The following is a 14174-nucleotide window of genomic DNA, read 5'->3' as shown; positions in this document are numbered from 1 at the left end:
TCAGCCCTCCACCACTTCGATGCCCATCGAACGGGCGCTGCCGGCGATGATCTTGACCGCCTGGCCGAGATCGTTGGCGTTGAGATCCTCCATCTTGGTCTGCGCGATCTCTTCCAGCTGGCTGGTCTTGATCGAGCCGATGATGTTCTTGCCGGGCTCCTTGGAGCCGGACTTGATCTTCATAGCCTTCTTGATGAGGAAGCTCGCGGGCGGGCTCTTGGTGATGAAGGTGAAGGAACGGTCGGCATAGACGGTGATCTTCGTCGGGATCGGCATGCCCTTTTCCAGGCTGTCGGTCGCGGCGTTGAACGCCTTGCAGAATTCCATGATGTTGACGCCGCGCTGGCCTAGCGCGGGGCCGATCGGCGGGGAGGGGTTGGCGGTGCCGGCGGGCACCTGAAGGTTGATGTAACCTTCGATCTTCTTGGCCATTGCTGGCCTCCTTTCTCACTGTCGCCATGTGCCGTGAGGCGCATGGCTCATGTTATGCGGTCAAGCGGATCGCCGAGGCCATCCTCCCGCGCGGAATTCCCGATGGATTGGGAAGGCGCGCAGATAGCGAAATCCCCTCACGAACGCAAGCGGTCTCGGGGCGCCACGAGCGTTCACGGCCGACCAGATCGACGGTTCCTTGGCGAGAGGCGTCAGCGGCCCACAGACGAGACCTGGATTCCGCCGAGCGAAAAATCTGACTAATCAGTATGGACAGGATCGATAATGCGAATTAGTCGCAATCGCAAGAATGGCGCCGTGAGGGACGGCGTGAGCGACAGGGGCTCTCATGAAATTCATTACTGCATGCACTGCTTTCACATATGCGACCGGTGCGTTTTTCACCGCTTCTGCGGCTTTCGCCCAGAACGGCGACCCCGGCGCGGCACCCCTACAGGAGGACGGTGCGGAGGCCGGCGACAGCGGCGATACGATTATCGTCACGGGGCGCGCGCAGAAGCTTTACCGCGTCGACGAAACACTATCGGGCAAGCTCGAAACGCCTCCGCTCGAATCGAGCCTGGTCATCACCACGATCACCGAACAGTTGATCGAGGACCAGGGGGCGCGGGATGCGCAGGATCTCTATCGCAACATTTCCGGGGTGAGTTTCTTCTCCTATGCCGGCGTGACCGCGCGTGGTTTTCGCCAAGAGGAGATCTTCTACGACGGGCTTCGCGGCGATCCCTACGCGGGCTTTTCCGTCCCACAGCTCTTCAACATAGAGCGGGTCGAGTTCCTCAAGGGCCCCAGCGGGATGCTCTACGGTCCCGGCGCTCCGGGCGGCCTGTTCAACTACATCACGAAGAAGCCCGACGCCGGAGAATTCTCGGGTCGGGTAAAGGGGATCGTCGGAACCGAGGATCGCTTTGGCGGGTCGGGCGAGATCAATGCGCCGCTCGGTGGCGGGTTCGCGGCCCGCGGCGGATTGTTCTACGAGGACCGCGGCACCTTCCGCTTCAACGCCGCCTCGCGCACTCTGATCGCCGATGGCGGCCTGTCCTTCGAAGAAGGGCCGGGCAAGATCATCCTCCAGGCGACCCGTTACGATCAGGAACTCGATGCCAATCGGTTGCGCGGTGTGCCGGTCGACGATGATGGCGAATTCCTCACCAGCCGCCGCTGGAATCACAACGAGCCGACCGATTTCCTCAATCTTCGCTCGGACGTATTGCAGGCGCGGGCCGAGGTCGACGTGTCAGCCGGCCTGCGGTTCGACGTCACGGCCCGCTACAACGATGCCGTGGAAGTGCAGAACTATCACGAACCGCGCGGCCTGTTCGATTCCGACGGCGATGGGGTCATCGATGCGTCGATCCGCGAGTTCCGCGACCAGATGCGCCATCAGGAAACCTTTTCGCTCGGAGCCAACGCGGCATGGTCGAGCGACCTTGGCGGGGGAATGCGAAACAGGGTACTGATAGGCGGGGATTTCTTCGATTCCAGCACCTTCTTCCTGGGCCGCTCGCTGCGCGGTGGGACCACGGACAGACCGGGCCTGCCCAATCCGCTGAGCCTGTTCGATCCGCAATACGGGCTCTCCGATCCCGCGACGTACAACCAGGGTCCGTTCAACGAGACCCTTACCGACAGCGAGCGGTTCGGGGTCTATCTGCTCGACGAATTGACCATCGGGCGGCTCATCCTGACCGGCGGCATCCGGTTCGATCGTTTCACCGACAATGCGAGCGGTACGATCTTCGAGGACGAGCAGGAGACTTACCGCGCCGGTGCGGTCTACCGGATCACGGACGACATCTCCGCATTCGCGCAATATGCCGACAGCTTCGAGCCTCAGGCTGCAACGTCGCAGAACGCACTCGCGGGTGGGCCTTTCGCGCCCACCACCGGTGACATTTACGAAGGTGGGGTGAAGACCGCGCTGATGGGCGGGCGGGTCCAATCCAGCCTTTCAGCCTATCGCCTGAGGCGTACGAACATCCTCCAGGTCGATCCTCGGGGCGATGTCGGCGGCGACGGCGTGGACGATCTCGTGGCGCTCGGTGAGATCACCAGCAAGGGCATCGAATTCGACCTCGCCGCCGACATCACGCCCGACTGGGTGGTGACGCTGGCCTATGGCTACAACGACACGCGGATCACCGGCGACAACGGCGGGGGCGGCTTCTCCAATGCCGTGGGCGATCGCTTCGCCAATGCGCCAGAACATCAGCTGGGTTTCTGGACCCGCTATCAGTTCCGCCGGCTCGGCCTCGCCGCCGCGGTGGGTGGGGACTACGTCTCGAGCCGCCTCAGCATCGACGGCCAGCCGGTCGATCCCTACATGGTCTTCGACGCCTCGCTGATCTACGAGACGGGACCGATCCGCGCGTTGGTGCGTGTCGACAACCTTTTCGACAAGACCTACGCCGCGTCCGGCTTCATCGAGCGCACCGGGCATTTTCCGGGAGAGCCGCGTTCGGTCTTTGTCGAGCTCGGCTACAGCTTCTGATGGAACTGGCGCGGCACGTGGCGGATGGACCGATCGCTGGTGCCAGAGCCGTGCCCAAGCCGGCCCGGACCTGGTGGACAATCCACCAATGGGTGGGCTTGAAGCTGAGCCTGTTCATGACCTTCATCCTTTTTACCGGCACGCTGGCGGTGATGAGCGCGGAGATCGACTGGCTGCTGCAGCCCAGCCTCAGAGTGTCTCCGGTGAGCGTCGAGGGACCCGTCGCCTGGGCCGAGATCGCCGAGAACGCGGCCCGCCATCCGGGCGTTGCCAAAGCCAACCGGATCGACGCGCCCACCGCCTCCGCCTTCGCCGCCAAGGTGACAGTAGAGAACGGGGCGGGGGACCTGTTCTTTCTCCACGCACACCCCACGACCGGAGAGATAACGGGGACCGGTCCGTGGGTCGGTGCTCAGCGGGTGCTGCGCAACATGCACCGGCATCTCAATCTGCCGGTCTGGATCGGCGTGCCGATCGTCTCCTCGCTCGCCTTTCTCCTGCTGGTGAGCCTGGTCTCCTCGTTCATCGTCTACAAGAAGTGGTGGCGCGGGTTCGGCAAGCCGCTGCGAAGCCGAGACGCGCGGACCTGGTGGGGCGATTTCCACCGGCTGGCCGGCGTCTGGTCGCTGTGGTTCGTGGCACTGATCACACTCACCAGCATCTGGTACTTCGTCGAGAGCCTTGGCGGCGAGGCACCGCCGCATCCGGGGGTCGAGCGCGAAGCCGATGCGGGTCCAATACGCCCCGGCAATATGGCAGCATCGATCGACGCCGCCCTCGCAGCCTATCCGGGGCTCGAGGTCGATGCGGTGCAATTGCCGGGAGAGGACGGGGTTCTGCAGGTCACCGGGGATTTCGAGGCGGTGCTGGTGCGTCCGCGATCGAATGCCGTCTTCGTCGACAGCCGCACGGCTCAGGTTCTGCTGACGACGGATGGACGCGATCTCGGCCTCCATCAGCGGATCAGCGAAATGGCCGACCCGCTGCATTTCGGCTTTTTCGGCGGCTACTGGACCAAGGTGCCATGGTTCCTGTTCGGTCTGGCATTGACCGGCCTCGCCGTATCGGGCGCGGCGATCTACTCGTTGCGCATCGCGCGCGAGCGCGGCGACCGCCCTCGGCTTGCCCGAGGCTTCAAAGGCATGTGGCAAGGGATGGCCGGCTGGCGCTGGCTTTCCGCCGGTCTGATCGGCGTCGGCTTTGCGTTCCTGGCCGTGCTCGTGGTCTCGAACTGACGCTCCAGGCGCCGGGAAAACGTTGCGCCGCTCTAAGCGACGCAACGGACGCTATTTCGAAAGTTCGACTTCCTCGAAGTCCAGCTCCACCGGCGTGGCGCGGCCGAAGATCGAGACCGAGACCTTGACCTTCTGCTTGTCGAAATCCAGCTCCTCGACAAGCCCGTTGAAGCTCGCGAAGGGGCCACCCAGCACCTTGACCTGGTCGCCAATCTCGTAATCGACGCTGATGTCCTTCTTGGGCGCCGACTTAGCTTCCTCCACCCCGCCGAAATAGCGCGCCGCTTCCTTTTCGGAAATCGGCTGCGGCTTGTTGTTGGTGCCGAGGAATCCGGTCACCTTGGGCGTGTTCTTGACGAGGTGATAGACATCGTCGGTGAGGTTGAGCTTGGCCAGCACGTAGCCGGGCATGAATTTGCGCTCGGTCTGGACCTTCTTGCCGCGCTTGATCTCGGTCACGGTCTCGGTCGGGACCTCGACCTCCTCGACGCCTTCGGAAAGACCCAGCCGCTCGGCCTCGGCGATGATCGCGTCGCGCACTTTGTTCTCGAAGCCGGAATAGGCGTGGATGATGTACCAGCGTGCCATGGTGTCGGTGTTGTCCCGTTGAACTTGCGTGAAAGGCTTAAGCGAGGGTGAGAAGCCACTGGACGACCGCGCCGAACAGTGAATCGACCCCCAGGAAAAACAGCGAGAGGACGATCATCATGATGAAGACGAAGATCGCCGTGCGGATCGTCTCCTCACGGGTCGGCCAGACGACCTTGCGGGTCTCGGCGCGTACCTGATTGACGAACTCCGCGGGCGATGTCTTGCGGGTCTTGTCGGCCATCGGCGGTCTGCTCACTCTCTTCGTCTTGGTCGTCGCGTGCTTCGGGACGGGTCTCAGGTAGGGTTTCGCGCCGCCCCGGTTCAAGACCGGGAGGGGCTTTTTGCCTGAGATGTCCGGAAAGACGGGCGAGTCCCTAGGCCCGGCCGCGCGCAAAAGCAAGCCGCCCGCGCCGCCCCGAAAAAGTCCGGGCCCCGCACTGGTATTCCCCTGCCCGGGCCTCTAGCGTGCCGGCTTTCGAGGTTCGAAACCCGAAGGGGGAATTGAGGGAATGAGCGCACAAGTGCCGCAGAGCATGGGCGAGAGACTGGTCGCACCGGTCACCAACGTATCGGATTTCATCTGGGGCGGCACCTGGAACGGGGAGGCCGTGATACCCTTTCCGCCACTGGCGCTGATCCTGCTCGGCGTCGGCCTGTGGTTCATGGTCGGCCTGCGGTTCTACCCGATCACTCGCTTCGGGGCGGCGCTGAAGGCGCTGTTCGCCGGGCGCAAGGGATCGGGCGCGGGCGAGATTTCGCCCTTCGCCGCGCTTTCGACCGCGCTCTCGGGCCAGGTCGGCACCGGCAATCTGGCCGGCGTCGCCACCGCCATCGCGCTGGGCGGGCCGGGGGCGATCTTCTGGATGTGGATCACCGCGCTGTTCGGCATGGCACTGGCCTTTGCCGAAGGTTCGCTCGCCATTCGCTATCGCGAGACCACCAGCGATGGGATCAAGCGCGGCGGACCGATGACCTACATCATGATGGGGCTGGGGCCGAAGTTCACCTGGCTGGCCATCCTGTTCTGCATCGGCACGCTGTTCAGCGCGCTCGTCACCGGCAATTCGATCCAGGCGAACGAGGTCGCCAGCGGGCTGAACGAACTGTTCGGCTGGGAACGCTGGTTCGGCGGCCTGGTGGTCGCAATCGCGGTGTTCGTGGTCATCATCGGCGGGATCAAGTCGATCGGCCGGGTTGCCGAAAGCGTCGTGCCGTTCATGGCGGCGACCTACATCGTCATGGCGGTGATCGCGCTGATCCTCAATTTCGGCGATCTTGGCGAGACCTTCGGCCGCATCTTCGCGGGCGCATTCAACTTCCAGAGCGCAAGTGGCGGGTTCGCCGGGGCGGCGCTGATCCTCGCGATCCGGGCGGGTGTGGCGCGCGGGCTGTTCTCCAACGAAGCGGGGCAGGGCTCGACCCCGATCGCCCACGCCGTCGCGCAGACCGACGATCCGGAACAGCAGGGCCGCATGGCGATGCTGGGCACCTTCATCGACACCATCGTGATCTGCACCATGACGGCGCTGGTGATCCTGACCGTGCAGGGCGATTTCACCTATCAGGGCCAGGCGGTCGACCATGTCTGGCAGTCCGATCTGGGCACCACGGCGATGAGCGGCTTCGTGACCACCTCGGGCGCCTTCGCCGCCGCCTTTCCCTACGAGATCGCGCAGATCCCGCTGGGAACGCTGGTCGCCTCGATCGCGCTGATCCTGTTCGTCTTCACCACGCTGCTCACCTGGTCCTATTACGGCGAGCGGGCGATCACCTTCATCTACGACCGGGTGCCGGGCTCCAGCCGGGGCGGCGAGAAGGTGCTGCACATCATCTGGCGCGTGGTGTGGTGCATCGCCATCTTCGTCGGCGCGACGCAGCCCTCGCAACTGGTCTGGCGGCTGGGTGACATCTCCAACGCCACCATGCTGCTGCCCAACGTGATCGGGCTGGCGCTGCTGTCGGGCGTGGTCTTCGCGCTGGCGCGGGGGAACCGCACCGCCGGGCGGACCTACACCGAGGCAACGCCGGAAGAGCCCGAGGAGTACTGACGGGCTCCGACCGGAAAGCAAGAAAGGGGCCGGCGGCGCGTAGCCACCGGCCCCTCTTTCTTTGCGAAGTCCCTCAGCGGGCCCCGAACAGCCTCTCGAGGAAAGTAGGCTGATACATCGGCTGGATCTTCCCGTGGGTCATGCGGCGCAGGCTCGCGTCGTTGAATCCCTTGGGGTCGGTCCAGCGGTCGGGGCGACTGCTGCGGAAGGTCAGGCTAGACATGGTCATGCTCCATGGTTCAGTCGGGCCCTCCGTCCGGGATGAGAACCGCCAAGGCAGCGGGCGGGTTCCCGAGGGACGTGCTACGATGGCAGGGGACCGTGTCCCTGCGGCAACGCTCGCCGGGTCCACACAAGTGCCAGCAGGGCGAACGCGGCCAGCGGCATCAGGTTCATCTCCAGCGGGAAAGCCGCCGCACGGGTCGCGTAAGGCGCGAACCAGAGACCAGCGAGGGCAAGCTTCTCGTAGGGGCGGAATCCGCGCGCGAGACCTTGCTCGACCAGCCACAGGGTCGGGACGATCAGGAACGGCAGATCGTAATTGAACAGATAGGGCGGGGCGAGCGCGGTTGCCGCCAGCACGGCCGCGCCGCTCGCGCGTGGATCGCCGTCGAAATGCCGCCACGATGCGAGTGCCATCCCGATCATGGCCAGTGCGAGGACGCTGGCGCCGCCGATCGCGGTTGGCTCGCCGAGATGGTGCCGCAGCTGCGCATACCAGCTCGCCATGCGGATCAGGAAGTCCGCGCCACCGGCAGCCATCAGCGCCCCGCTCGCGGCCCAGCTTTCGGTGTAGCCGGAGATGGTTTCGCCTCCGAACACGAGCCAACTCGCCAGCAGCAGCCCGGCCAGCGTGGCACCCGCGGCGATGAACGCGCTCCACCGCCTGCCCGCGGCCAGCCAGAACGGCAGCAGCAGGGCGAGATGGGGCTTGATCACGAGTGCGCCGATCGCGGCGCCCGCGCGGATCGGTCGTCCAGCCGCGAGCATCGTGACTGCCGCGACCAGCAGCGCTCCCGTCAGCAGCCCGTTCTGTCCATGCGTCGCCGCAACCAGCGCGCCGGGGTAGGCGAGGACCAGCGGCCACAGGCGCGGAAAGGCGCGGACGCCGGCCCAGGCCCACAGCGCGTAGGTTATCGAGGTCCAGGCGATCCAGGCCAGCGGGTAGGGCAGCGAGCCGAACGGCGCGACGGCGAAGAGGAAGGGCGGGGGATTGACGAAGACGAACCAGCCCTGCGACCCGGTGCCGGTCTGGATGGCTTGCTGGGTGGCAATATCGTAGGCGGCGGCGGGATTGCCGGCCAGCACCGCCTTGCCGGCCCCCCAGAAGGCGAGAAAGTCGCTTCCCGTGCTACCGACGGCGTCGCGCCAGGCGAACCACAGGACGGCAAGCGATGCCAGGCCGACCATCGCCGCATAGGCCCGAACCCGCGGGCCATCGAGCCAGCCCGCATCCCTCAGTGCCTCACGCAGCGTCATGGCGCAGGTCTATAGTCGCCGGGGGTGCCGTTCCAGTCCGGCGCATGGCGGCGCTGGGGAAAGCCCACCTGCCTCGCGCTAATGGAATCTTATCCCATCGCGGCTATGGCCCGGTCCGATCATCCAGCGAACGGGAGTATGCATGCGCGGCGAGGACAGGCTCAGGGTCAGCGTCATCGGACTGGGATACATCGGTCTGCCGACCGCGGCGGTGATCGCGCGGTCCGGATGCCCGGTGGTCGGCATCGACACATCCCAAACGGTGGTCGACACGATCAATCGGGGCGAAATCCATATCGAGGAGGCCGATCTCGACGGTCTCGTCCACGCCGTGGTCCAGAAGGGGCTGCTGCGCGCCGCGACCGCGATCGAGCCGGCGGACGTCTTCCTCATAGCTGTCCCGACCCCGTTCCTCGCGCACGAGGACCGCACGCCGGACCTCTCCTACGTACTGTCGGCGGTGGAAAGCCTCGCCGGCGCGCTCGAGCCCGGCAACACCGTGATCGTGGAATCGACCTGCCCCGTCGGCACGACCGAGAAGGTCCGCGACGCCATCGCCGCGGCGCGTCCCGATCTCAAGCTGCCCGGTCTTGCCGAGGGCACTCCGGATATCGCCATCGCCTATTGCCCCGAGCGGGTGCTGCCAGGCCGCATTCTCGAGGAGTTGACGCACAACGACCGGTCGATCGGCGGCGTCACCCCGCGCTGCGCGCGCAAGGCGCTCACCTTCTACAAGCGCTTCGTCAAGGGCACCTGCATCGCCACAGATGCGCGGTCGGCGGAAATGACCAAGCTGGTCGAGAACGCCTACCGCGACACCAACATCGCCTTCGCCAACGAGCTGTCGATGATCGCCGATGCGCAGGGGTTGGACGTCTGGGAGGTGATCCGGCTGGCCAACCGCCATCCGCGGGTCAACATCCTCCAGCCCGGGCCGGGTGTGGGCGGCCACTGCATCGCGGTCGATCCGTGGTTCATCGTCCACGGCGCGCCCGAGCAGAGCCGGCTGATCCGCACCGCGCGCGAGGTCAACGATGCCAAGATGCATCACGTCCTGGCCAAGGCGCGCGAACTCGTCGCCGCCGCGCCCGAAGGCAAGACTGCCTTCCTCGGCCTGTCCTTCAAGGCCAACATCGACGACTTCCGCGAGAGTCCGGCGCGCTTCGTCGTCGCCAAGATCGCCCGCGAATTCGGCGATGCGATCATGGTGGTGGAGCCGCATGCGAACGAACTCCCGCCCGAGCTTGCCGACACCGGCGCGGCGCTGGTCGATATCGACACCGCACTCGAGACCTGCCCGAAGATCGTGATGCTGGTCGACCACGACCTGTTCAAGGCGATCCCGGCGTCGGAACTGGCCGACAAGACGGTCTACGACACGCGCGGCATCTGGAGCTGAAGGCTCCCCTACGTCCCCCGCCGGGGAAACATCAGCCCCTGCCGATCGAGGTGTAGCGAAAGCCCTGACGCTGCATGTCCTCGGGGCGGTAGATGTTCCTGAGGTCGACCATGACCGCCGCATTGGCGAGCGATTTCACCCGATCGAGGTCGAGCGCGCGGAACGCGTCCCATTCGGTAACGATGGCGATCGCGTCCGCCCCCTCGATCGCCTGATAGGGATCGTCGCACATTTCCACCTGCGGCAGCATCGGCCGGGCGAGTTCCATGCCCTCGGGATCGTAGGCGGCGATGGCGATCCCGGCATCGCTCAATGCCTGGGCGATGGCGATTGCGGGCGAATCCCGCATGTCGTCGGTGTTGGGCTTGAAGGTGAGGCCGAGCAGCGCGACCCGCTTGCCGCGCGCCGCCTCCGCTCCGCCCAGCGCGTCGATCACCTTGCGGCCCATCGCCCGCTTGCGGCTCTCGTTGACCTTGACGACCGCTTCCACGATCCGCGTCGGGCTGTCGTAATCCTCGGCGGTCTTGAGCAGCGCCAGCGTGTCCTTGGGGAAGCACGATCCGCCATAACCCGGCCCGGCGTGCAGGAATTTCTTTCCGATGCGGTTGTCCATGCCGATCCCGCGGGCCACGTCCTGAACGTCGGCCCCCACCTTTTCGCACAGATCGGCCATCTCGTTGATGAAGGTGATCTTGGTCGCCAGGAAGGCATTGGCGGCGTATTTGATCAGCTCGCTGGTGCGCCGGCCGGTGAACAGGATCGGGGATTCGTTGAGGAACAGCGGCCGGTAGACCTCGCGCATCACCTCGCGGGCGAATTCGTCCTCGGCACCGATCACGATCCGGTCGGGGCGCTTGAAATCTCCGATCGCCGCGCCTTCGCGAAGGAATTCGGGATTGGAGACCACCGCAACCCTGTGCGTGCAGCCGCTGTCGGCGATGATCCGCTCGACCTCGTCCCCGGTGCCGACCGGCACCGTCGATTTCGTGACCACCACGCAGTCGTTCGTCAGGGCAGCGCCGATCTCTTCGGCTACCGCGTGGACGAAACTCAGATCGGCATGGCCGTCGCCACGGCGACTGGGGGTGCCGACGGCGATGAAGATCGCGCCCGCCCCCGCGATACCCTCGGCGAGACTGGTGGTGAAGGACAGCCGGCCGGCGCGGGCATTGCTCTCGACCAGTTCGGCAAGGCCGGGCTCGTAGATCGGCATCACGCCGTCGCGCAGCCGGGCCACCTTCGCCTCGTCCTTGTCGATGCAGACGACCTCGTGGCCGAAATCGGCGAAGCATGCCCCTGACACCAGGCCGACATAGCCCGAGCCAACCATCGCGATTTTCATGACCGTCCCCCGACGTGCTCGATCTCGATTGCGCCATCGCGTTCGACGGCCTGGATGAAGACGCGCTCCTTCCCCTCAAGCATGAGCGCGGTCAAGCGCCCCGAGCGAAAAGCGCCGGTATCGATACCGATCCGCGTGCCGCGGTCCTCGACGTCCTCGAAGATCGTGTGACCGTGGACGACGACATGGTCGTGGCTCTCGGTGCTGTTCAGAAACCGCTCGCGAATCCAGCGCAGGTCGCTGCTGCGCTGCTGGTCGATCGGCCGCGACGGATCGATACCGGCGTGGACGAAGAGATAGTCGCCGGCGATGATCATGTCCTCGAATCCGGCCAGAAACTCTCGATCCTCGCGCGGCACGATCTCGGCGATCTCGTCCTGCAGTTCCGCAAGGGTGAGGGAATTGTAGGTGCCGCGGTCGAGGCCGTAGCTCAGCACAGTCTCGCGCCCGCCGTGCTTGAGGAAATGCCGCAGCATCTCGGTATCCTCGAAGCTTTGCAGAAACATTTCCTCGTGATTGCCGGCGATATAGCGGACCGGGCGGCGTTGCCCCCAGTCGCGGGCCGAGCGGATGACGCCGGCACTGTCCGGCCCGCGGTCCACGAGATCGCCGAGCAGGACGATGGTGGTGTCGGCATCGTCGCGGGCCGCATCGTCAGCGTCGACCGCTTCGATGAGAGCGTCGAAGAGATCGCGGCGCCCGTGAATGTCGCCGACGACGTAGAACCGCTGACCCTCGGGCACGGTGGCGAGGGGGGCGCGCGCCGTTTGCGGACGGAAAAACTGTTTGAGCGATGCGATCATGAAAAAACCGAACGGGCCGGCTGGCGAAGGGTTTCGCAAACGGCGGTGACGGGCCAATAGCCTCGGTCCGACAAAATCGCAATGAACGCCTTCGCAGTTGCAAAATTGCTACAGATTGTCTTCGCAACCGCAAAAATACCGATTTGGCGCTTGCGCTGTCATGCGAATTGCTGAAACATAGTGTCACATCTGCCCGAGAAGTGCGCACGAATGATGCGTACCCGGCAGGCGTGCAGGTGGGACGAAGCGACAACCAGTCCAAGGGAATTTGTCATGCTCACGTCCTTTCGCGGCCGCACGGCTGCGTCCATGCTTCTATTGTCCCTCGCCGCCGCTCCGGCCTTCGCGCAGGACACGACCGAAACGAACACCGGCCTTCCGGACAACGACGCCGCCGCCTCCTCCGGCTTCGAGGTTTCCGGCAACGTCGCCATCGTCACCGACTATCGTTTTCGCGGGGTGTCGCTCTCAGGAGGCGATTTCGCCGTACAGGGCGGCGTGGACCTGGCTCACGAGAGCGGTTTCTACATCGGCACCTGGGCATCCTCGATTTCCGGAGGTCCTTCCTTCGGCGAGCTCGAGGTGGACGTCTATGCCGGCTACGGGCACGAATTCGACAACGGTCTGACGATGGATGTCGGTCTGCTCTACTACATCTATCCTACCGAGGATATCGGCGCGAACGTCAACTATTGGGAACCATACGCTTCGGTCGGCTTCGCGCTGGGGCCGGTGAGCACCTCGGTGGGCGTGGCCTATGCCTGGGAACAGGATTCGCTCGGCGGCGACGACAACCTCTACGTCTACACCGATTTCGAAGCGGGCCTTCCGAACACGCCGGTCACTCTGGCCGCCCATCTCGGCTATACCGACGGCGTACTCGCGCCGCCGTTCCTGAGCGGCCTCAGCGCCGACGACAGCGGTTTCGACTATTCCATCGGCGCGAGCACCACGGTGCTGGGCGGCCTGTCCCTGGGCGTGTCCTATGTCGGCGTCGATGGCCCTTCGGTCGACGGTTTTACCGACGACACGATCGTGGGCACCCTGGCCTACAGCTTCTGATCGATCGCGTGGGGGCGCAGCGCGGCGCGCTGCCCCTCGCGAGACGCCGCCGTCAGCCCGGGTTCGCCAGACCGCGGTTGTCGCCGGGATGCTCGGTGGTCATGCGCAGGATGGTGAAGCCGACGACGGCGGAGATGAGCGATCCCAGCAGGATGCCGATCTTCGCTTCTTCGATATACTCCCGCATGCCGGGGAAGGCGAGTTCGCCGATGAACAGCGACATGGTGAAGCCGATCCCGCACAGGATCGAGATGCCCCAGATTTCCGGCCAGTTGGCGTTTTCCGGCCGGGGGGCGAAACCGACGCGTTCGGCCGCGTAGATCGCGCTGAAGATGCCCACCTGCTTGCCCAGGAACAGGCCAGCGGCAATCGCGATCGGCAACGGCGCGAAGACACCCTCAAGGCCCAGGTCCGACAGATCGACACCGGCATTGGCGAAACCGAAGATCGGCACGATCAGATAAGCGCTCCAGGGTGCCAGCCCGTGTTCCAGCTTCTCCAGAACGGAACCGCCGTCGCGCTTGAACATGGGCACCGTGAAGGCGGCCACCACTCCGGCGATGGTTGCGTGGACGCCCGAATTCAGAACGAAGAACCACAGCACCAGAGCCATGACGATGTAAACCGCCAGGGAGGTCACACGCATCCGGTTGAGCCCGACCATGATGCCGAGCACCACGATGCTGCCGATCAGCCAGGTGAGATCGATGGTGGCGGTGTAGAACATGGCGATCACCAGGACCGCGCCTATGTCGTCGACGATCGCCACGGTCAGAAGGAACAGCCGCAGCGAGGACGGCACCCGGCTGCCAAGCAGGCCGAGAACGCCCATCGCAAAGGCGATGTCGGTGGCGGCCGGAATCGCCCAGCCGCGCGCCAGGAAGGGGTCCGCCTCGCGCACGAAGAACATGTAGACGAGTGCCGGCACCACCATTCCGGCGGCCGCGGCGAGCACGGGCAGGCGCCGCTGACGCGCGGTGGAAAGCTGTCCGGCGATGAGCTCGCGCTTCACCTCTAGACCCACGACGAAGAAGAAGATCGCCATCAACCCATCGTTGACCCACAGGTGCAAGGTGTTGAGTTTGAAAACATCCTTGTCGAACAAATAGCCGTGGAAGAGCGTGTAGTATTCCTCGCGAAAGATCGAATTGGCCGCCACCATCGCCGCGATGGCGATGAGGATCAGCAGGATGCCCGCCGACGCGTCGCCGACGAACAGCGCGCGGACGGGAGCGAAGAGGCGTGAGATGGTGCTGCGGCTTGCGGTCATG

General features: G+C 65.0%; 13 protein-coding genes. 5 read left to right on the top strand and 8 right to left on the bottom strand.

What is annotated here, in order from left to right:
• Nucleotides 1–432, bottom strand: coding sequence for a 50S ribosomal protein L11 (rplK, locus tag ACGHN1_RS08595; RefSeq protein ID WP_390550330.1), 432 nt, complete (start codon nt 430–432; stop codon nt 1–3).
• A gap of 349 nt (nt 433–781) precedes the next feature.
• Between rplK and ACGHN1_RS08590 the strand changes: the two genes are divergently transcribed.
• Both ACGHN1_RS08590 and ACGHN1_RS08585 read left to right on the top strand, forming a co-directional pair.
• The gene (locus ACGHN1_RS08590; RefSeq protein WP_390550328.1) at nt 782–2944 is read left to right on the top strand and encodes a TonB-dependent siderophore receptor; all 2163 of its coding nucleotides are present in this window, start codon (nt 782–784) and stop codon (nt 2942–2944) included.
• 17 nt (nt 2945–2961) lie between these two features.
• Nucleotides 2962–4179: a PepSY-associated TM helix domain-containing protein gene (locus ACGHN1_RS08585; RefSeq protein ID WP_390550326.1), complete on the top strand. Its 1218-nt coding sequence runs from the start codon at nt 2962–2964 to the stop codon at nt 4177–4179.
• A gap of 51 nt (nt 4180–4230) precedes the next feature.
• On the opposite strand, the gene nusG is transcribed toward ACGHN1_RS08585, so the two are convergent.
• Both nusG and secE read right to left on the bottom strand, forming a co-directional pair.
• Complete coding sequence (gene nusG / locus ACGHN1_RS08580) at nt 4231–4767, bottom strand: transcription termination/antitermination protein NusG (protein ID WP_390550324.1); 537 nt, start codon at nt 4765–4767, stop codon at nt 4231–4233.
• A gap of 37 nt (nt 4768–4804) precedes the next feature.
• Nucleotides 4805–5011 (bottom strand): preprotein translocase subunit SecE, encoded by a 207-nt coding sequence (gene secE / locus ACGHN1_RS08575; protein WP_390550321.1) that lies wholly within the window; start codon nt 5009–5011, stop codon nt 4805–4807.
• Nucleotides 5012–5279: 268 nt separating this feature from the next.
• On the opposite strand from secE, the gene ACGHN1_RS08570 reads away from it, so the two are divergent.
• Nucleotides 5280–6818 (top strand): alanine/glycine:cation symporter family protein, encoded by a 1539-nt coding sequence (locus ACGHN1_RS08570; RefSeq protein ID WP_390550319.1) that lies wholly within the window; start codon nt 5280–5282, stop codon nt 6816–6818.
• A gap of 73 nt (nt 6819–6891) precedes the next feature.
• Here ACGHN1_RS08570 and ACGHN1_RS08565 read toward each other — a convergent pair whose 3' ends face one another.
• Both ACGHN1_RS08565 and ACGHN1_RS08560 read right to left on the bottom strand, forming a co-directional pair.
• On the bottom strand, nt 6892–7041 hold the full coding sequence (locus ACGHN1_RS08565; RefSeq protein WP_390550317.1) for a hypothetical protein: 150 nt from the start codon (nt 7039–7041) through the stop codon (nt 6892–6894).
• A gap of 80 nt (nt 7042–7121) precedes the next feature.
• Nucleotides 7122–8297 carry a glycosyltransferase family 87 protein gene (locus tag ACGHN1_RS08560; protein ID WP_390550315.1) on the bottom strand — a complete coding sequence of 392 codons (1176 nt, stop codon included), beginning with the start codon at nt 8295–8297 and terminating at the stop codon, nt 7122–7124.
• Between the two features lie 142 nt (nt 8298–8439).
• On the opposite strand from ACGHN1_RS08560, the gene wecC reads away from it, so the two are divergent.
• Nucleotides 8440–9696: a UDP-N-acetyl-D-mannosamine dehydrogenase gene (gene wecC / locus ACGHN1_RS08555; protein ID WP_390550313.1), complete on the top strand. Its 1257-nt coding sequence runs from the start codon at nt 8440–8442 to the stop codon at nt 9694–9696.
• A 31-nt stretch (nt 9697–9727) separates the two neighbouring features.
• Here the strand turns inward: wecC and ACGHN1_RS08550 are convergent, their stop codons facing one another.
• Both ACGHN1_RS08550 and ACGHN1_RS08545 read right to left on the bottom strand, forming a co-directional pair.
• Nucleotides 9728–11038, bottom strand: coding sequence for a UDP-glucose dehydrogenase family protein (locus tag ACGHN1_RS08550; protein WP_390550311.1), 1311 nt, complete (start codon nt 11036–11038; stop codon nt 9728–9730).
• A complete protein-coding gene (locus ACGHN1_RS08545; protein WP_390550309.1) occupies nt 11035–11841 on the bottom strand; it encodes a metallophosphoesterase in 807 nt (268 codons plus the stop codon). Before ACGHN1_RS08545 ends, ACGHN1_RS08550 begins: the two co-directional genes overlap by 4 nt.
• Nucleotides 11842–12150: 309 nt before the next feature.
• On the opposite strand from ACGHN1_RS08545, the gene ACGHN1_RS08540 reads away from it, so the two are divergent.
• Nucleotides 12151–12903 (top strand): TorF family putative porin, encoded by a 753-nt coding sequence (locus tag ACGHN1_RS08540; protein ID WP_390550307.1) that lies wholly within the window; start codon nt 12151–12153, stop codon nt 12901–12903.
• 52 nt (nt 12904–12955) lie between these two features.
• Here ACGHN1_RS08540 and nhaA read toward each other — a convergent pair whose 3' ends face one another.
• The gene (nhaA, locus tag ACGHN1_RS08535) at nt 12956–14173 is read right to left on the bottom strand and encodes a Na+/H+ antiporter NhaA (protein WP_390550305.1); all 1218 of its coding nucleotides are present in this window, start codon (nt 14171–14173) and stop codon (nt 12956–12958) included.
• Nucleotide 14174: the final 1 nt, after the last annotated feature.

It is taken from the genome of Qipengyuania sp. MTN3-11 (genome assembly GCF_042851825.1).
Taxonomy (GTDB): Bacteria; Pseudomonadota; Alphaproteobacteria; order Sphingomonadales; family Sphingomonadaceae; genus Qipengyuania.
This window is presented reverse-complemented; position numbering and strand designations above follow the sequence as displayed.